Origin of the sequence: Embleya sp. NPDC005971, assembly GCF_040629175.1 — a bacterium.
GTDB lineage: Bacteria > Actinomycetota > Actinomycetes > Streptomycetales > Streptomycetaceae > Embleya.
The window spans coordinates 122,379-139,736 of record NZ_JBEXUX010000016.1 but is presented as its reverse complement, the minus strand read 5'-3'; the positions used below and the strand labels follow the sequence as shown (position 1 = coordinate 139,736).

Sequence of the window (17,358 nt, the reverse complement as noted above, 5' to 3'; positions counted from 1 at the left end):
CGGGGGCGAGGAGGGCGCCCGGACCGGACGCTCGACCAAACGTGTCGCTGCCGGGCGTGCTCGGAACGGTCTCCGGGAAGGACCGTGCCGGGTCCGGGATTTCGTCGGTGACCGCACTGTGCGCCGGGCGTACGCGGTGGGGCACGGCATCGTCGCGAACCGCGACGACACACCGGCGCCGGGCCGCCGCGGCCGGTCGCCGGCGGCCGGTTCAGTCGGTCGTGCCGCCGGTGGGGACGGTGCGTTCGAAGAAGGTTTCCAGCACGATGGTCGCCTGGGTGCTGCTCACCCCGTCGATCGCGTGGATGCGGCGCAGCACGTCCTGCATCGCCTCGGTCGAGGCGGTGCGGACCTTGAGCAGCACCGAGGCCGTTCCGGCGATCACATGCGCCTCCTGGATCTCGGCGACGGCGGCGAAGGCCGGCCCGGAGTCGCCCATCCAGGCCACCGAGTCGACGGTGACGAAGGCCAGTACGTCCAGCCCCACCGCCGCCGGGTCCACGTCGACGGCGGTACGGCGGATGACGCCGCTCGCCCGCAGCTTGCGCACCCGTTCGTGTGCGGCGCCGGCGGACAGTCCCACCTCCCGGCCGAGTTCGGCGTAGGTGCGGCCGGCGTCGTGCTGGAGCAGGGCGAGCAGGTCCCGATCGATGTCGTCCATGGGGTGTGCCCTGCTCCTCCGTAGTCGCGCCGAGCGTGCCGATCGCGGCGGCTCGATGGTAGCGAGCCACCTTGCGCGAGTTGCATCGGGCCTTGACGTCACCGAATCATATTCTGTATTCATGCAGACAACCAAGATGCTGTTCGGTGACTGCAAGGAGTTGCGAGACGATGTCCGACACCCGCATCCCGATCTACGACGTGATCGACGAACGTTTCCGGACGCAGCGCTGCGTCTTCGGCGACGATCGGCTGGAGACCCTGCACGCCGGCGGTCGTTGGTCGGAGGGACCGCTCTACTTCCCGGCGGGCCGCTTCCTGATCTGGAGCGACATCCCCAACGACCGCATGTTGCGCTGGGACGAGAGCACCGGCGTCGTCGGCGTCTTCCGCTCGCCGGCCGGGCATCCCAACGGCAACACCCTCGACGGGCAGGGCCGCCTGGTCACCTGCGAACAGGGCAACCGCCGGGTCACCCGCACCGAACACGACGGCTCCGTAACGGTGTTGGCCGATCGCTTCGGTGGCAAGCGGCTGAACAGTCCCAACGACGCCGTCGTGCACTCGGACGGCTCGATCTACTTCTCCGACCCCGACTTCGGCATCACCAGCGACTACGAGGGGTACCGCGCGAAGAGCGAGATCGGAGCGACCAACGTCTATCGCATCGACCCGGTGAGCGCCGAAGTGCGCCTGGTGGCCGACGGGTTCGCCGGGCCGAACGGGCTGGTGTTGTCCCCGGACGAGCAGCGGCTCTACGTCTCGGACACCCGGGCCAACCACGTCCGGGTCTTCGACGTGCGCGCGGACGGGACCCTGTCCGAGGGCGCCGTCTTCGTCGAATGTCGGCCGGGCGAAGGCCGGTTCGACAACATCCGCTTCGACGACGGGGGCCGCCTGTGGGTCGCCGCGATGGCCGACGGTGTGCACTGCTACGACCCCGACGGCACCCTCATCGGCCGCATCCGCACCCCCGAACCGGTCGCCAACATCACCTTCGGCGGCCCCAAGCTCAACCGCATGTTCCTCGCCGCCAACACCACGCTGTACTCGCTGGTCATGTCCGTCACGGGCACCTCCCGACTTCCCGGACGCGGGCACCCGCGCATGGACTGACCACCCGCGCCTGCCCCGCGACGTGGCGGCGATTACTCGGCTCCGGCAGTCGCTTCCGGCAAACCGCACAGGCCGAGCGCGACTTGGAGCGCACCCGGGTCGCCCGGTTGCGGGCTGCGGCGAATCGGTTCCCGGCCGACCGTCGGCCGGTCACCGAACTGTGCGCGAACAGTGTCCGGTTCGCCGAGCCGTGGGACTCCGCGGGCAGTGGCCCGGCCGGAGGCAGCGCGCAAGACCGTCGACCATCCGCGGATGGGCGAACCGACGCCGGCCCGCGACCTGCGCATTCCGGTCTACACAGCCGACCCCGCACCCGGGACGCCGAACGACTCGCGCTGCTCGGTGTCCCGGGTACCCGGACGCCCGTGGGATGAGCTCCCCGGGGCCGGACAGGGCCTAGCGGACGGCCAGCATCGGCAGTCGGGAGCGGGCGGAGTGGGCGGCGATGGTGGCCCAGATGGTGACCAGGTCGATCACGCCGTTCGGGTCGGGCGCCTCGCAGCGGACGGTGAGCTGGTCCACCCGCTCGGCGCCCGGCGTGGCCGCGGCGAGCTCGGCGGCCAGCGGGATCTGGAAGCCGACCTCGAAGACGAACTTCTCCGGCAGCTCCAACGGCTCCACGGTCGCCGCCTTCTCCACGGCCGCCGCCGCGCCGGCCCGGATCAGGTCCTGGGCGGTGGACGGATGCACGCTGTTCGCCGCGTGCACGCCCTCGGCGGTCTTGACCGGGACGGTGAGCACGCCCGGGAACGCCGCGGCTGTTGCCGCACAGACCTCGTTGTCGCCGGTCACCAGGCCGATCGGCACGCCGTGCTGGGCCGCGAGCAGGCCGTTGACCTCGGCCTCGGTCACGGGTCGGTTGTTCAGTCGCACCGCGCCGAAGTCGGACGAGAAGGTGTGCGCGAGCACGCCCGGTGCGCCGGCCGCCGCGTGGTAGCCGATGAACAGCGCCACCCCGTGGTTCGTGCCGAGGCCGCTCGCCATGCACTGGGCCTTGGGGCTGCCCTGGATCACCCGGGCCCGCGGGTCCAGGTCGCGCGCGAGCAGGTTGTCCATCGTGCCGTGACTGTCGTTGATCAGGACATGCTCCGCACCCGCCGCGAACGCTCCCTCGATGGCCGCGTTCGCCTCGCCGGTCATCATCTCCTGTGCGTTGCGATAGCCGCCGCCCCCGCGCACGATCTGGTCGATGGTGGCGATGCCCGCGATGCCTTCCATGTCGATCGAGATGTATACGTCCATCGGGTTCTCCCGTTCGTTGCCCTGCTCGGCCGGTTCGCGGGGGCGCGGGACGCCCCGCCGAGCATCACCCGGATCACCCCGTTTCGGCGTTGGCGATTCGCACAGGTTCGCCGTCGGTTCTTCGTCGTCGGCGACGAGCCGGGGTTTGCGCGCGCTGCCTACCGTGAGCGCTCACCGCGGCGCTCCCGCCGCCCATCCAGGAGGTGCTCGCCCATGGCACGATCCGCCACGCCCCCGGCCGCCACGCCGTCGTCCGGTCGCCCGGATCTGTCGCGGACGACGGCGTCCCTGCCGACGCCCGAATACCTCGGGGCCCGGCTGGCCGAGCTGGCCGAGAAGGCGGGCATACCCGGCGCGAGCATCGCGGTTCGGGTGGGCGATCGCACCGTGGCCGCGGCGGTGGGCGTGCTCGACGTCGAGACCGGCTACCCCGCGACGACCGACTCGCTGTTCCAGGTCGGCTCGATCACCAAGGTGTGGACCACGACCCTGGTCATGCAGCTCGTGGACGAGGGCCTGATCGACCTGGATGTGCCGATCCGCACCTACCTCCCCGACTTCCGGCTCGTCGACGAGGACGCGGCCGCTCGGGTGACGGTACGTCACCTGCTGTGTCACACCGGAGGCTTCGAGGGCGAGCTGTACGACGACCACGGGCCCGGGCACGACGCGTTGGCGCGCCTGGAGGCGAGCCTGGCGACCGCCGGCACGCACCTCTTCGCACCGGGCGAGACGTTCTCCTACTGCAACAGCGGATTCGATCTGCTCGGCCGCCTGGTCGAGGTGTTGACCGGGCGCACCTGGGAAGCGGCCCTGCGCGAACGGGTGTTCACGCCGCTCGGCATCACCGAGGTGGCCAACGACGCGAGCGAGTCGATTCTGCACCGCACGGCCATCGGCCACCTGGGCGGACCGGACGGCACGCCGGTCAAGGCGCCCGTCCACCACATGTCCCGCGCCGGCGGCCCCTCGGGGGGCATGTTGGCGACGAGCGCGCGGGAACTGCTGGTGTTCGCCGACGCACACATCCGCCGGGGGCTGCTGCCGAACGGCACGCGCCTGTTGTCGGAGGAGTCCGCGCGAGCGATGTGCGAACCGCAGGTCGAGATCATCGGGGACGGCCGGCTCGGCAGGTCGTGGGGCCTGGGCTGGAACCTGTACGACTGGCCCGGCGAGCCCGTCATCGGCCACGACGGCGGCACGATCGGTCACGGCGCGATGTTGCGCGTGGTGCCCTCGCGCGAGTTCTCGGTCGCGGTGCTGACCAACGGCGGTGCCCTGTACGGCGTCTTCGACCTGGTCCGCGAACTGCTCACCACCCTCGGCGGCGTCGAGGTCCGGGAACTGCCCACGCCGCCCGCCGAACCGGTGGCGATCGACGCCGACTACGTGGTCGGCCGCTATGCGTCGGCGTCCGCGCAGATCGACGTCGCCGACACCGAGGACGGTCTGACCTTCACCACGCGCTGCATCGGGCCGATCGCCGAACTGGTCGGCGACGAGGCGGTCACCAGCCGTGTCGTGCCGCTGGACGCGCGGACCCTGATCGCCGCCGAACCCCAGGGCGGCCGACACCCGTCGTACGTCTTCCTCGGCGCGGGCAAGCAGGCCGAATTCCTGCACATGGGCCGAGCCCTGCGCCGAGTCGGCTGAACCGGCCGACGGCGACGGAGGGTTGAGGCCAGGCGAGGCGCCCCGGCCCGCTCGCCTGCGGCACACCTCGCGGCGGGCTACGACATCGCGTCGCGCAGGGCGACGATCACCGTTTCGGGTGGGTGTACCTCGGTGGCCGCGTGTTCGACCGCCGCCAGGACGTCGGCGAACCGGTCCGGTTCCGCCGCGTCCAGCACGTCCCGAGCCCAGTGCGCGAGCCGGCTGGGGTCGGGTGGGACGTCCGGCAACACCAGGTCCGATATCGCTGCGGCGGGCCGTGCCGGCGGACGCCGCTCGGCGGGGCGCGACTTCGGCACCCTGGGGCGTGAGTCGTGGAGCAGGCGCCGTACCCGCGCGCCCTGCGACGGCTCGGCCGGGCCGAGGGCGGCCGGATCGGGTGCGGCCGGCGGGGCGGGTTCGGGGGCCCGCCACGCGGTCAGGTCGGGGAGTCGGCCTTCGGAGCCCCAGCGGCCGATCGGCAACCGGACCTTGTCCGGATGCACGCACACCCCGACGCCGGACTCCGCGTCGACTCGGCGTCCTTCGCCCGGTTTCCACGGCCAGGCCCGGTCCGGCCGCGCGGCCACGTCGAACTCGCCCGGACCGAACCGGAGCGACGGGCAGTAGCCGCACACATCCCCTTCGATCCACGGCGGCAGGACCGGCTCCGGCGGGGACGACATGACGGCAGCGTACCGACCCCGGCCGGGTCCGCCGCCGGCGCACGCGACCACCGGTCGATCCCACCCGTCCCCTCCGTATCGCGCAACCCCACGGCCGGTTCGCCGGGTCGGCGACCGGGCCGGCGCGGCGGTGGAGGTTTTCGCGATTCGGGCGTCGGTAGGGGCTGTTCAGGCGCGGCGACGCGGGGTTCACTCGGAGGTACGGCATGTCCCGCCGCGGCGCCCGCATCGAACGGACAGGAGGAATCCCATGGTCCGACCGTTGATCCTCACCCGCAGGGCCCCCTCTCCCGACCCGGCCCGAGCAGCCCACTCCCCGCTGCCCGAGCACCACTTCGACGCCGCCCTCGGCCTCAACGTCACGGCCGACGGCACACCGCTGATCCACGCGGACGGCCACGACGCGATCGGCGAGTACACCGGGACCCAGGAAGCCGGTCGGTGGAAGAAGGACGACTGACGTCCGCACGTCGCATGGGCCGCCGCCGGGCGCAACCGCACCACCGCCCGGCGGCGTTCCGCGTCGTCCGACGGCCCCGCCGCCGGTCCGCGCGGACCACGAGGAGGTGACGATGGACCCGCTGCTCGCCGCCGCCCTGGACGGCCTGGGCATCGCCGAGGCCCCCCGCCCGCTGACCCTGGACCACACCGCCGCCTGGCGCACCCGGCACTGGAAGATCAGAACCGCGGCCGACCCCGCCGGCGTCGCGGCGCTGCTGCACGAGGCCCGCGTCGTTGCGCTGCTGCACGAATTGGGCCTGCATCCGGCGGGGGCCGCGAGCGCACGGGTCGGCGACGGTGCGTGGATCGCGATCGGCTGGCGACCGGGCACCACGCTGTGGGACTGGTGCGTCGCGGCCCGCCGTACCGGCACCCCCGGCACCCGGGCGAGCCTGCGCCGGATCGCCCATCGGGCCTTCACCCGACTCGCCGCACTGCACGCGGCCGGTTGGCGGCACGGCGACATCCAACCCGCCAACATCCTGATCACCCCGGGCAACGCGGTCGAGTTCATCGACCACGACCTCGCCCACCATCGCGACCTGCCGCTGCCGCACCCCTATCGAGGCGGCATGGACCAGTCGACCGCGCCCGAGATCGCCCGCGCACTCCTGGACGGAAAGCCCGACGCCGCCGTCCCCCTCACCGAAGCCGCCGAGGTCTACAGCATGGGCGCGTCGCTGCGCTGGGCCTGGACCGGGCACGCGCCCGCGACCACGCGTCTGCTCGGCCCCGGCGTGACCGCCGAGGACATCCTCCGGGACATCGCCACCGGGCGACACCGGGCCGCACTGGTCGACCACCGCCCGTGGGCCGACGCCGAACTGGAGGCCCTGATCGAGGCGACCACCGTCCGGAACCCGGCCCACCGCGCCGGGAACCCCGCCCGCCTGCGCACGACGAACGGGGTGTTGGGGTCGACGGCCGAACCGAGGTCTCCTGGGCGAGGTCGTCGGTGATCGCCGCCGAGTCGACCGTGCCGCGCAGATACCGCCACAGCGGCCCGTGCCATGCCTCCACCAGTTCGGTGAGCGCCTCCCGCTCCCCGAGTAGGCAGCGCACCACCAACAGTTCGCTTCCGTCCCGACCACCGCACCCCCTCCGTCGCACCGTATGTGCCGGGTAAGTCGGCACGCGCCCCGGAAAGGTTCACGACCCCCGACCCGAGGTCGAGGCGGGCGCGGGGTGCCGGGCAAGATCGACAAACAAATGTTTTCCGTCGTTTGTGTGAATCTCGTGAGAGTTTGCTTGGATAAGCGTCGGCCGGATATGAGCGGCTTGTTATAGGCGTTTTTGATCTGTGATCCACGTCACATTGACGTGCCTTTGGGTGCGGCGATTCACTTTCCAGGCGACGAGAATCGGAAAGTCGGATTCTGTAGCGATGTTTTATCGCACCGACCGCCCGAGTCACGCAGGGCTCGGCCGGTTCACAGTCACCTGGAGGTTGTCGTGACCAAGATCGTCAACTCTTTCTCCAAGAGGTTCAGGACCGAGAAGTCCATCAAGTCCGCCACCTGGTACATCTGGTATAGCTGATCGATACCGGCGGAGAACCGGCCGATCATCGAACCGACGCGGGTCGTGCCCGCTCCCGCCGCACGATCGGAACTCCTGCGGTAGCGCCACCTCGACCCGACGATGCGTCGGTTCGCCGTCCGGGCCCGCGTCCGGTGCCGCCGTTCGTCGGCGGCACCGGGCGCGGGACTCTCGCCCCCGTGGAGCAGCGATGAGTCGTGCGAGTCGTTCCGGACCCTCCGATACGGCCGGGCGCGCCCGGGTCACGATCTTTTCGCCGAAGATCGAGGAAGTCCTCCGGGAACGTCGCGGTGTGAAGTTCTTTCGGGTGGACGCCGACACCGTCGGAGTCGCCGACCCGGACTTGATCGAGAAACTGCTCGGGAGCAGATCGGCGCATGAATTCGAGCGGCCGACTTTCAAACCGCTGCAGGGAAGATCAATTGCCCGCGCGGAGGCGGCCGAGGTGATGCAGGCGCTCTCGCGGGACGTCCGGGATGCTTTGCAAGGGCCGGATGTGGATTCCGTGGATCTTTCCGGAAACTGGCCGCACGCGGGCCACGCCTATCTTCGTGATCTGCTTTTCCGTCCCGATCCGTGGCGGCTGCGCGTGCTCACGGATCGCCGACTGGAGGCGGTGCCCGTACTGGCTCGCGCGGCGGTCCGAACGAGCGCCGCACTGCCCGGCGTGCCCGACCCGGACGCGCCGATGTCGCAACTCGCGGCGCTGACCGCCGCGGCGGCCGCCGATCCGGAGCAGCGGCACTACGCGTTGGGCCTGTATCGACGGGTTGCGGCCCCGGTGTGCCTGGGCGTGTCCGCGCTGGTCGCCAACGCGCTCTGGCTCGGCTCGCCGTTCGACGCCGACGCGTCGAACCGGCACATCGTGCTGGAGTCCCTGCGCCTGTTGCCCCCGTCGTGGAACATCCTGCGGGTGGCGTCCCCGGAGTTCCCCGCCCTGGACTCCCGGATCGGCCCGGACGACGATGTGCTGCTGCTCCCGCTGCTCAGCCACCGCGACCCCGAACTGTGGGTCGACCCGGACGATTTCCGCCCGGAACGCTGGGTCGACGCGGACGCCGACGAGCACCCGGGATACTTCCCCTTCGGCCATGCCTCGGACCGTTGCCGCGGCCGACACCTGATCATGCCGCTGGCCGAACACCTCCTCGAACGCATCCGCGCCCAGGGCCTCACGGTGAGCCCGCAGCAGACCACGGCCAACGTGCCCCTGGCCGGCCTGCTCGGCGTCACACGCGTGAAGATGACCCGAACTCCGCGCGCCGGCAGGTGAGTTCAGCCGGCAGTCGAGCGTGGACCGGTACCGAGTGGCGGTCGAAAGGGTCCCGTTCGTCGGCGTCGGCGCGCGGTAGACGGCCGGGTGGGGCTTTCGTTCGTGAGCTCGGCCGGGACCGGTTTCGGGTGTGGGCATAGCGCCGGGGGGATGGAAGATTGCTATTACCCGGGGCCGGCGGCCTTGGGGATCCTGGTACCTCCTGGACACCACACGCGAGATACCGCGTGTCTTCGGAAACGAGGAACATTGCGAACAACCAGGATCGTCCCCGCTGTCTTGGCCGCATTGCTCATGGTGCTCACCCTCGGTGCCACGGCCTCCGCCACCGCCGCCCCCGCGAACGCCGCGGTCTCGGACGGGAGTCCGGCGGCCGTGGGTCCCCAGCCGATCATCGGCGGCGGCTACGCGCAGAACGCCCCCTGGGCGGCCCGCCTGTTCTCCGCCGGCCGGCAGACCTGTACCTCGACCATCATCGCGCCCACCTGGATCCTCACCGCGAAACACTGCGTCAGCGGCGGGCAGTTGACGTTCCGCATCGGCAGCCTCGACCAGACCTCGGGCGGCACTGTCGCCAACGGCGCCCAGACCTACACCAGTCCGTCGTCGGACCTCGCCCTGGTCCGGCTGGATCGTTCGGTCTCGGCCACCTACTCCCGGTTGGGCCAGCCCGGTTCGGTGACGGTGGGGCAGAGCGTCCAGGTCTACGGATGGGGCGCGACGTCGCGGTGCGGCCAGGAGATCAACTGCCAGTCGCAGTTCCTCAAGGTCGCGAACGTGACCGTGACCGGCGGTTGCCGCGACGCGTACAACGGTTCCGCGATCTGTGCCCAGCGCGGTAACGGGATCACCGCCGGCGGCGACTCGGGCGGTCCGATGCTGGCGAACGGTGTCCAGGTCGGCGTCGCCTCCACCAGCGACCGTCAGACCACCACCGCGTACACGAACGTGACCGCCTACCGCTCCTGGATCCAATCGATCGCGGGCGTCTGACCCCACGCACCATGCACCACCCGGTCCGAAGCAATCCCGACCGCACCCGACTGCGCCCGATCGTCGTCCTCTCGCCCCCGAGCGAGCGGCCGGCGGTCGGGCGCGCACGTACTTCCATCCGAAAGGGCGCGTACTGCCCGCCTCGGTCGACGGTGTGCCGTTCCACGACCCGAGGCGCGTGTCTTGGCTTCAACACTCTGTTCAAGGGTTGGGCGGTTGGGCTACGGTCCCGGGCACAGGCATCGGTGCGCGCCGGGGATACGGGTGGGTCGGCGTGCGGATGGAGGCGTCCCATGTCCGGTGTTCGGCCTCACCTGCACGGCGGCGGCGGTCGCCGCCCTCGTTGCGGTCACGGTCGTCCGCCGCTCCGCACTCCCCGGCCCCGGGCCCACCACGGGCGTGCTGCCCGGACCGACCGCGAGTGAGCCCCCGCCCGCAGGACACCCGTCGGCGCCGGGCCGCGAGCCCACCCCCGAGCCCACGTCGGCCTCGGGCACCTGACGGGCATCGGCGATCGGGCCCACGAACCCGCCGGGCGCGAATCCCGCCGACCGCATCGCCCGCCCACCGGCTGCCCGCCATCGGGCCACGCCCTCCCGCCCGGGCCACGCCCTCCCGCCCGGGCCACGCCCTCGCCGGGCCGCGGCCCGGCCGCGCCCCTGCGCCTCCCGCTTGCCGGGTGCCGCCGACTGCCGTGGCCCCGTCGTGGGTGGGCTCAGGGGGATCGGCGGTGGAGGAGGGACATGGCCGCGTTGTGGCCGGGGATGCCGCTCACCCCGCCGCCGCGGCGCGCGCCGGCTCCGCAGAGCAGGATTCGCTCGTGGGCCGTCTCGACACCCCACGCGCCGGGCGGCTCGGTATCCCGTGCGTACGGCCAGGACAGGTCGCGGTGGAAGATGTGCCCGGCGGGCAGTCCGAGTTCGTGCTCCAGGTCCGCCGGCGTGTGCACCTCCAGACACGGGTTGCCGTCGCCGTCGCGCAACAGGCAGTCCTCGATCGGCTCGGCGAGCACGCTGTCGACGGAGTCGAGCATCGCGCGCAGCGCCTTCGCCCGGACGCCGTCGTCGTCCTCGGCGAACAACCGCGCCGGCATGTGCAGTCCGAACAACGTCAACGTGTGCACCCCCGCCGCCCGGGCCTGCGGACCGAGGATGGAGGGGTCGGTCAGCGTATGGCAGTACATCTCGCCCGGTGGCAGTGCCGGCAACTCCCGGTTCGCGGCCCGCTGGTACGCCGCCGCGAGCTGCGCATAGCCCTCGTTGACATGGAACGTGCCCGCGAAGGCCCGCCGCGGCTCCGCGAGCGGATCGCGTAGGCGCGGCAGTCGAGCCAGGACCATGTTGACCTTGAGCTGGGACCCCTCCGGCGCGGGCCCGTCGGGAGTCGCGCCCAGGAGCCGGTCCAGGGTGTCGGGCGCGACGGCGGCGAGCACGTGCCCGCCCGTCGCCCGGTACTCCCGGTCGCCGATCGTGTACCGCACCTCGCCGTCGGGATCCACCGAGCCGACCGCCGCCCCGGTGCGCAGGTGCGCACCCGCCGCGCGGGCCGCGTCGGCAAGGGCCGAGGTGACGGCGCCCATGCCACCCACCGGTACGTCCCAGTCGCCCGTTCCGCCGCCGACGACGTGGTAGAGGAAACAGCGGTTCTGCCGCAGCGCGGGGTCGTCCATCGGCGCGAAGGTGCCGATCAGCGCGTCCGTCGCGACCACGCCGCGCACCGTGTCGTCGGCGAACTCCGCCTCGATCAGGCCGGACAGGGGCTGCGCGAACACCGCGTCCCACACCCGGTCGTCGTCCACCAGTCGGCGGAACTCGGCTGCGGAACGCAGCGGTTCGGTCAGGGTGGGAAACACCCGCCCGGCCAGTCGCGCCGTGTCCGCGCCGAGTCGCTCCCACGCGTCGGCCTCGCGGGAGCCCGCGAAGCGGGTCAGTTCGGCGCGGGTGCGTTCGGGGTCGGCGGCGTCGACCAGGAAGCCGCCGGTGCCTACCGGGGTGTACGAGCCGACCCGGCGCCGGCGCAGTTCCAGGGGCAACCCCAGGTCGTTCACGATCTTCTGCGGCAACAGGCTGACCAGGTACGAATACCGGGACAACCGCACGTCGACCCCGGGGAACGGCCGGCAGGACACCGCCGCGCCGCCCACTTCGTCCAGCCGTTCCAATACCAGCACCGACCGGCCCGCCCGGGCCAGATACGCGGCCGCGACCAGGCCGTTGTGGCCGCCCCCGACCACGACGACGTCGAATCTTCCACCGTCACGCACCACATCCGCCTCCGGAATCGGCGACCACGGACCATCGGACAACCACGCACCGGCAGCGTATGCACTCGGCGACACGGCCGATACACCCGACGGTTCAGACCCCGAATCGTTCACCGAACGCCACCCGGTCGATCGCGTCGGGTGCACGATCCGGGACCGCGAAGACCACTCTCTCGAACGCGCCGGCCAACGCGCCGCCCGTACCGAGCCGCTCGTGGAACGCCGCCGCGACGTCGCGTGGGTCGTTGCGGAACACCCCACATCCCCAGCCCCCGGTACCAACTGCCGCGCGCCATGCAGGCGGGCCACGCTCGGCACCCGCCCCGCGCGCCGACCCAACGTCTCCCGGATGCGCCGCCGCGCGCCCGGGTCGCGGCGCAGGACCTCGCCCGCGTTGGGCGCGGCGCAGGTGAGGAAGGACACCCGAGCCGGCTCGCCGAGCAACCGACCCCACTCGTCGCGATGCACGGGGACGTCGGGGGAGCACAGGACTCGGTCGCTGTAGAACGGGTCGGCGGCGCGGTGGGCGGCGTGGAAGTCGGGGGCTGCGAGGAGGCAGGGATACAACAGGGCGTTGTGGCAGAGGTCCTCCTCCTGCGCCCGGGCTCCGCGCAGGTAGCCGCCGCCCGGGTTGCGCGCGGACGCGAAGTTCAACACCGCGACCGGTCCGCCTCCCGCCGAGAACAGGCGCCGCGCGGCCTGGAGGCTGTTCTCGACGGTGACCTCGAAGGACGTCGCATGCCCGACGCCCGCAGGATGCGACTCGATCGGGCCGTCCGGCGGATGGCCCACCGTGCCCGAGATCGCCGCCCGCAGCGCGGGTCCCACCACGACCGTGCCCTCGGGTGTCGAATACTCGCCCACCGCGACGATGCGCGTGTTGGCCTCCGTGATCTCTCGCAATGCGTTGCTCACACGTCCGTACGGTATGAGCGGTCCGCTCCGCGCTCAAGCGCATATGCGCCGTCGGCAGCCGGCGTTGCGGGCGACGGTCTTCGTGCGGATGCACACATCTTCGAGGTGTCGCTCGTGCCGGCGGCCATGATCCGGCCGTGCGGTCGCGGCAATACTGAGGGGCACCCGGGAAGTCGGCTCACTCGTTACCCGAAGAGGCTCCGTATGCAGGTCGATCTCGTTGTCCGTGCAGGTTCCCTCGTCGACGGGAGCGGATCGCCCGCGTTCGACGGCGATCTCGCCGTCGACGCCGGACGGGTGGTCGCGGTCGGGGACGTCGGCGACGCCCGGGGCCGGGACGAGATCGACGCGCGGGGCTGCGTGGTCTGCCCCGGCTTCGTCAACGTGCTGAGCCACGCCTACTTCTCCCTCCAGCACGATCCCCGCGGCCTGTCCGATCTCCATCAGGGGGTCACCACGCAGATCTTCGGTGAAGGCGTCTCGCTCGGCCCGGTGACCGGCGCGATGACCGAGGGCATGATCGAACTCGGCCCGTCGGCCGAGGGCACCCGCCGTTCCTGGCCGCGACTGCGCGCGTTCCTGGAGCAGCTCGAAGCCCGCGGCGTCGGTCAGAACGTGGCCAGCTTCGTGGGGGCGGACAACCTCCGGATGTCGGTCGCCGGACTCGACGACCGCCGGCTGGACGCCGACGACCTGGCCGGTGCCTGTGCCCTGCTCGAACAGGAACTGGCGGACGGTGCCCTGGGCGTGGGCTCGGCCCTGATCTACCCGCCCGGCAGCTACGCCGATACGGACGAACTCATCGCCTACGCCCACGTGTTGGCCCGCCACGACGCGCTGTACATCTCGCACCTGCGGAACGAGGGCGACCGCCTCCTGGAGGGCGTCGAGGAACTGCTCGACATCGCCCGGGCCACCGGCGCGCGCGCCGAGATCTACCACCTCAAGACCGCCGGCCGGGAAAACTGGCACAAGATGCCCGCGGTCCTGGACCGGATCGAGGCCGCCCGGGCCGCCGGCGTCGAGGTGACCGCCGACATCTACCCCTATATCGCCGGTAGCACCCTGCTGTCGGCCGCGATCCCGCCGCCCTTCCACCTCGGCGGCCCGAAGGCGCTCCGGCAGCGCCTCGGCGACCCCGAGAGCCGGGCGCGGATCGTGGACGCGGTGCGCGAGGGTGGTGACTGGGAGAGCCTGTGGCGGATGAGCGGCGGCGCCGAGGGCATCGTGATCCTGTCGAATCACCCGGACATCGGCGTTCCCACCGGCTCGACGATCGCGGACGTCGCCAAGGCCCGGGGCGACGCCGACCCGATCACCACGATGCTGGACATCGTGCTCGCGGAGCCGCACGCCGACGCCGCGTACTTCATCGGCAACGAGGACAACATCCGACTCGCCTTCGCCCGGGAGTGGGTGTCGGTGGGCTCGGACTCGGACGCGCCGGCGGTCGACGAGCGCTTCGCCGACCACCCGGTGCACCCCCGGGCCTACGGCACCTTCGCCCGGGTGCTGGGCCGCTATGCGCGCGCCGAGGGGATCGTCTCCCTGGAGGAGGCGGTACGCCGGATGACCGGCCTGCCGGCGACCACGCTGCGGCTGCGCGATCGAGGCGTGTTGCGGGTCGGCGCGCACGCCGACGTGGCGATCTTCGCGCCCGACGACTTCGTGGACACGGCGACCTACGCGAACCCGGCGAGCTACGCCGTCGGCATGCGGCACGTCCTGGTCAACGGCACCCCCGCGCTGCGCGACGGCCGGCCCACCGGCGCCCTGGCCGGTCGAGCCCTGCGCCGCGACGTGTCCTGACGAGGCCGTCGCGACCAGGATCCGGCCCGCTCAACGCGGCAGGCGGATGGCGAACACCGAACCCACACCGGGCGTGCTGCGCACCGTGACCGAACCGCCGTGCGCCCGCGCCAGCCGATGCACGATCGCCAGGCCGAGCCCGCTGCCGCCGGTGCGCCGGTTGCGCGACTTGTCCGCCCGCCAGAACCGGTCGAAGACGTGCGGCAGGTCCGCCGCCGCGATGCCGGTGCCGGTGTCGCTCACCTCGAACACGATCTCCGACCCGTCCCGGTAGGCGTGCACGGTCACCGTCCCGCCGTCCGGGGTGTGCCGCACCGCGTTGGACACCAGGTTGCCCACCATCTGGCGCAGCCGGACCGGATCGGCCGACATCCGCAGGTCGGTGTCGGCGCGCAGGACCAGTTCCACGCCCTGCGTGCCGGCCCGGGCCAGATGCGCCGCCACCACCTGCTCGGCGACCTCGTGCGGCGACACCGACTCCGGCCGCAGACCGAGCCGACCCGCGTCGGCCTCGGCGAGGTCCTGGAGATCGTCGATCACGTGTTGCAGCAACAACGCCTCCTCCAACAGCGAGGAGGTCAACGCCCGGTCCGGCACCGCGACCCCGTCCTCGACCGCCTCCAGCCAGCCGCGGATGTTGCTCAGCGGCGTGCGCAACTCGTGCGCCACGTCGCCGACCATCTCCTTGCGCTGCTCCTCCAGCCGGAGCCGATGCTCGGACATGTCGTTGAACGCCTCCGCGAGCCGGCCGATCTCGTGGTTCGCGGGCAGGTCCACCCGCGTCGCGTCGTCACCGTCGCGCATCCGCAGGGCCGCGTCGGTGAGTGCGGTCAACGGCCGGATCAGCCGGGCGGCGACCACGCCGGTAACCGCCGCGGTGAGCAGCAGGATCAACGCGGCGACGCCGGCGATGCGTACGGTGTCGGCTCGGCTCAGGTCGAACACCGGGGCGGTGGAGCCGTCGTGGTCGCCCACGAACAGCAGCGTCGCGGGCACCACGTAGGGGGTGAGCTGCTCGCGGCGGGCGGTGTCCACGCACGCGGCGACGTCCCGGGCGACCACGGGCGAGGCGTCCTTGTCCCAGGTCAGGTCGATGCCGAGGGTGAGCGGCGCGATGCGCTTGCGGGTCAGGCAGGCCGCGAACAGGCCGTTGAGTTCGTCCAGCGCCTTGTGCTCGGTCGCGGTCGGCACGGTCGGTCGGTCGAGACCGCACGACTGGGCGACGGCGTTGTTCGAGGCCCGGCCGGCGCCGCCCGGACGATCGCCGGCGGCATCGGACGTCACGCTCGGGGACTGCGGGCCGGCCGAGCCCGCCGCGCTCGCGGGCATGGGGAGCGGACCCGGCTCCGTCGGGAGCACGCCGGGGCCGGTGGCGTCGCCGGCCGTGTCGGGCTCGCCCACGATCGTGACGACCGAGCGCCCGTTCGGCCGCTGGGTGAGGTCGCCGGAGCGGCCCGCCGTACGCAGGCACCGCAGCGCCGTGTCGGCCTCCCGGCGCGACTGCGCCCGTTCGGCGTCGGTGAGCCGGAAGGGCCCCACCGCCTCCGGGTCGATCCGGTCGGATCCGGTGGTGGGCACCAGGGTCGCGTCGACCGCGAGCGGGTCCACGACGGCCGACGGGCGGCGGAACGCCGGTGGCGACCCCCGTCCCGCGTCCGAGTCGGCGATCGGCGCGCCCTCGCGGGTGGTCAGCGCGATCCGGCGGCCGGTGTCCCGGGACAACTCGCGCAGGATCGGGTCGATACCGGTCCACTGCGCGTGGGTCGCCGCGTAGGTCGACAAGGTGCGGTAGATCCGGGTGTCGTCGGCCAGGACCCGGCTCTGGCCCTCGCGGATGGCCCCCTCGGTGGTCTGCGCGGCCAGCCACGCGGTGGCCGCCACCGCGCACGCCGCGACCAGGATCGAGGAGGCGAGCAGCCGGACGAGCAGACTCCGGTGCAGCGGGACCCTACGCGCCACCGTCGTGCTCCCTGCGGGCGGGCACGCTCGGCTCGCCGATCTTGTAGCCGACGCCGAACACCGTCACCAGATACACCGGGCGTCGCGGGTCGGTCTCGATCTTGCGGCGCAGGTTCATGACGTGCACGTCGACCGTGCGGGTGGTCACGTACCGGTCGAACCCGTGCGCCTGTTCGAGCAACTGTTGCCGGCTGTACACCCGACCGGGCTCGGTGACCAGCGCCTCCAGGATCCGGAACTCGCCGGGCGTGCAGTCCACCCGGCGCCCGTCCACGGTCACCTCGTGGCGCACCGGGTCCACCGAGAGCGCGCCGACCCGCAGGACCGGGTCGGGCGGACCGGTCGGGCGCCCGCTGCGGCGCAGCAGCGTGCGCACCCGGGCCATCAGCTCGCGCGGGCTGTACGGCTTGGTCAGGTAGTCGTCCGCCCCCAGGTCCAGACCGAGCAGCAGGTCGTCCTCGGTCGAGCGCGCGGTGAGCATCAGGATCGGCAGCTCGCTCTCCCGGCGCAGGATGCGCGTGACGTCCAGACCGTCGACGCGCGGCATCATCACGTCCAGGATCAGCAGGTCGGGCCGCTTCGTGCGGGCCGCGTCCAGCGCGTCCCGTCCGTCGTGCACGACGGTGACCAGGTGCCCCTCACGCTCCAGGTAGAGGCGGATCAGTCCGGCCTGCTTCTCGTCGTCCTCGGCCACCAACACGTGCGCGCACATGACGCCGATGCTAGGTGCCCCGACCTGGTCGGATCGCCAT

The 17,358-nt window shown here is 72.2% G+C and carries 13 protein-coding genes and 1 pseudogene; 7 read left to right on the top strand and 7 right to left on the bottom strand.

Features of this window, described 5'->3' with window-relative positions; translation table 11 throughout:
- Positions 1 to 211: 211 nt before the first annotated feature.
- The gene (locus ABZ374_RS16860) at positions 212 to 661 is read right to left on the bottom strand and encodes an Lrp/AsnC family transcriptional regulator (RefSeq protein ID WP_360311554.1); all 450 of its coding nucleotides are present in this window, start codon (positions 659 to 661) and stop codon (positions 212 to 214) included.
- Between the two features lie 170 nt (positions 662 to 831).
- Between ABZ374_RS16860 and ABZ374_RS16855 the strand changes: the two genes are divergently transcribed.
- Positions 832 to 1,776, top strand: a complete 945-nt coding sequence (locus ABZ374_RS16855) for an SMP-30/gluconolactonase/LRE family protein (protein ID WP_360311552.1) — start codon at positions 832 to 834, stop codon at positions 1,774 to 1,776.
- A gap of 396 nt (positions 1,777 to 2,172) precedes the next feature.
- On the opposite strand, the gene ABZ374_RS16850 is transcribed toward ABZ374_RS16855, so the two are convergent.
- Positions 2,173 to 3,018 (bottom strand): M55 family metallopeptidase, encoded by an 846-nt coding sequence (locus ABZ374_RS16850; protein WP_360311550.1) that lies wholly within the window; start codon positions 3,016 to 3,018, stop codon positions 2,173 to 2,175.
- Positions 3,019 to 3,231: 213 nt separating this feature from the next.
- Here ABZ374_RS16850 and ABZ374_RS16845 point away from each other — a divergent pair, with 213 nt between their 5' ends.
- The gene (locus ABZ374_RS16845) at positions 3,232 to 4,671 is read left to right on the top strand and encodes a serine hydrolase domain-containing protein (RefSeq protein WP_360311548.1); all 1,440 of its coding nucleotides are present in this window, start codon (positions 3,232 to 3,234) and stop codon (positions 4,669 to 4,671) included.
- A gap of 77 nt (positions 4,672 to 4,748) precedes the next feature.
- Here the strand turns inward: ABZ374_RS16845 and ABZ374_RS16840 are convergent, their stop codons facing one another.
- Positions 4,749 to 5,354, bottom strand: coding sequence for a hypothetical protein (locus ABZ374_RS16840; protein WP_360311546.1), 606 nt, complete (start codon positions 5,352 to 5,354; stop codon positions 4,749 to 4,751).
- A 250-nt stretch (positions 5,355 to 5,604) separates the two neighbouring features.
- On the opposite strand from ABZ374_RS16840, the gene ABZ374_RS16835 reads away from it, so the two are divergent.
- The 4 genes from ABZ374_RS16835 to ABZ374_RS16820 all read left to right on the top strand — a co-directional run bounded on the left by ABZ374_RS16835 (position 5,605) and on the right by ABZ374_RS16820 (position 9,660).
- Positions 5,605 to 5,814 (top strand): hypothetical protein, encoded by a 210-nt coding sequence (locus ABZ374_RS16835; protein ID WP_360311544.1) that lies wholly within the window; start codon positions 5,605 to 5,607, stop codon positions 5,812 to 5,814.
- A 112-nt stretch (positions 5,815 to 5,926) separates the two neighbouring features.
- Positions 5,927 to 6,814 (top strand): hypothetical protein, encoded by an 888-nt coding sequence (locus ABZ374_RS16830; RefSeq protein WP_360311542.1) that lies wholly within the window; start codon positions 5,927 to 5,929, stop codon positions 6,812 to 6,814.
- Between the two features lie 770 nt (positions 6,815 to 7,584).
- On the top strand, positions 7,585 to 8,667 hold the full coding sequence (locus tag ABZ374_RS16825) for a cytochrome P450 (RefSeq protein ID WP_360311540.1): 1,083 nt from the start codon (positions 7,585 to 7,587) through the stop codon (positions 8,665 to 8,667).
- Positions 8,668 to 8,916: 249 nt separating this feature from the next.
- Positions 8,917 to 9,660: a trypsin-like serine protease gene (locus tag ABZ374_RS16820; RefSeq protein WP_360311538.1), complete on the top strand. Its 744-nt coding sequence runs from the start codon at positions 8,917 to 8,919 to the stop codon at positions 9,658 to 9,660.
- A 715-nt stretch (positions 9,661 to 10,375) separates the two neighbouring features.
- Here ABZ374_RS16820 and ABZ374_RS16815 read toward each other — a convergent pair.
- A complete protein-coding gene (locus tag ABZ374_RS16815; protein WP_360311606.1) occupies positions 10,376 to 11,926 on the bottom strand; it encodes an NAD(P)/FAD-dependent oxidoreductase in 1,551 nt (516 codons plus the stop codon).
- A 309-nt stretch (positions 11,927 to 12,235) separates the two neighbouring features.
- Positions 12,236 to 12,787, bottom strand: a pseudogene (locus tag ABZ374_RS16810) (TIGR02452 family protein); the annotation flags it as partial.
- A 255-nt stretch (positions 12,788 to 13,042) separates the two neighbouring features.
- Between ABZ374_RS16810 and ABZ374_RS16805 the strand changes: the two are divergent.
- The gene (locus ABZ374_RS16805; RefSeq protein ID WP_360311536.1) at positions 13,043 to 14,647 is read left to right on the top strand and encodes an amidohydrolase family protein; all 1,605 of its coding nucleotides are present in this window, start codon (positions 13,043 to 13,045) and stop codon (positions 14,645 to 14,647) included.
- A gap of 30 nt (positions 14,648 to 14,677) precedes the next feature.
- On the opposite strand, the gene ABZ374_RS16800 is transcribed toward ABZ374_RS16805, so the two are convergent.
- Both ABZ374_RS16800 and ABZ374_RS16795 read right to left on the bottom strand, forming a co-directional pair.
- Positions 14,678 to 16,606 (bottom strand): ATP-binding protein, encoded by a 1,929-nt coding sequence (locus ABZ374_RS16800; protein ID WP_360311534.1) that lies wholly within the window; start codon positions 16,604 to 16,606, stop codon positions 14,678 to 14,680.
- Positions 16,596 to 17,318, bottom strand: a complete 723-nt coding sequence (locus tag ABZ374_RS16795) for a response regulator transcription factor (RefSeq protein ID WP_360311532.1) — start codon at positions 17,316 to 17,318, stop codon at positions 16,596 to 16,598. The genes ABZ374_RS16800 and ABZ374_RS16795 overlap by 11 nt, the downstream gene beginning before the upstream one ends.
- Between the last annotated feature and the right edge of the window lie 40 nt (positions 17,319 to 17,358).

Excerpts from the sequence above, each read along its gene's own strand:
- ABZ374_RS16860 (WP_360311554.1), bottom strand. The coding sequence starts at position 661 with ATGGACGACATCGATCGGGACCTGCTCGCCCTGCTCCAGCACGACGCC.
- ABZ374_RS16855 (WP_360311552.1), top strand. The coding sequence starts at position 832 with ATGTCCGACACCCGCATCCCGATCTACGACGTGATCGACGAACGTTTC.
- ABZ374_RS16850 (WP_360311550.1), bottom strand. The coding sequence starts at position 3,018 with ATGGACGTATACATCTCGATCGACATGGAAGGCATCGCGGGCATCGCC.
- ABZ374_RS16845 (WP_360311548.1), top strand. The coding sequence starts at position 3,232 with ATGGCACGATCCGCCACGCCCCCGGCCGCCACGCCGTCGTCCGGTCGC.
- ABZ374_RS16840 (WP_360311546.1), bottom strand. The coding sequence starts at position 5,354 with ATGTCGTCCCCGCCGGAGCCGGTCCTGCCGCCGTGGATCGAAGGGGAT.
- ABZ374_RS16835 (WP_360311544.1), top strand. The coding sequence starts at position 5,605 with ATGGTCCGACCGTTGATCCTCACCCGCAGGGCCCCCTCTCCCGACCCG.
- ABZ374_RS16830 (WP_360311542.1), top strand. The coding sequence starts at position 5,927 with ATGGACCCGCTGCTCGCCGCCGCCCTGGACGGCCTGGGCATCGCCGAG.
- ABZ374_RS16825 (WP_360311540.1), top strand. The coding sequence starts at position 7,585 with ATGAGTCGTGCGAGTCGTTCCGGACCCTCCGATACGGCCGGGCGCGCC.
- ABZ374_RS16805 (WP_360311536.1), top strand. The coding sequence starts at position 13,043 with ATGCAGGTCGATCTCGTTGTCCGTGCAGGTTCCCTCGTCGACGGGAGC.
- ABZ374_RS16795 (WP_360311532.1), bottom strand. The coding sequence starts at position 17,318 with ATGTGCGCGCACGTGTTGGTGGCCGAGGACGACGAGAAGCAGGCCGGA.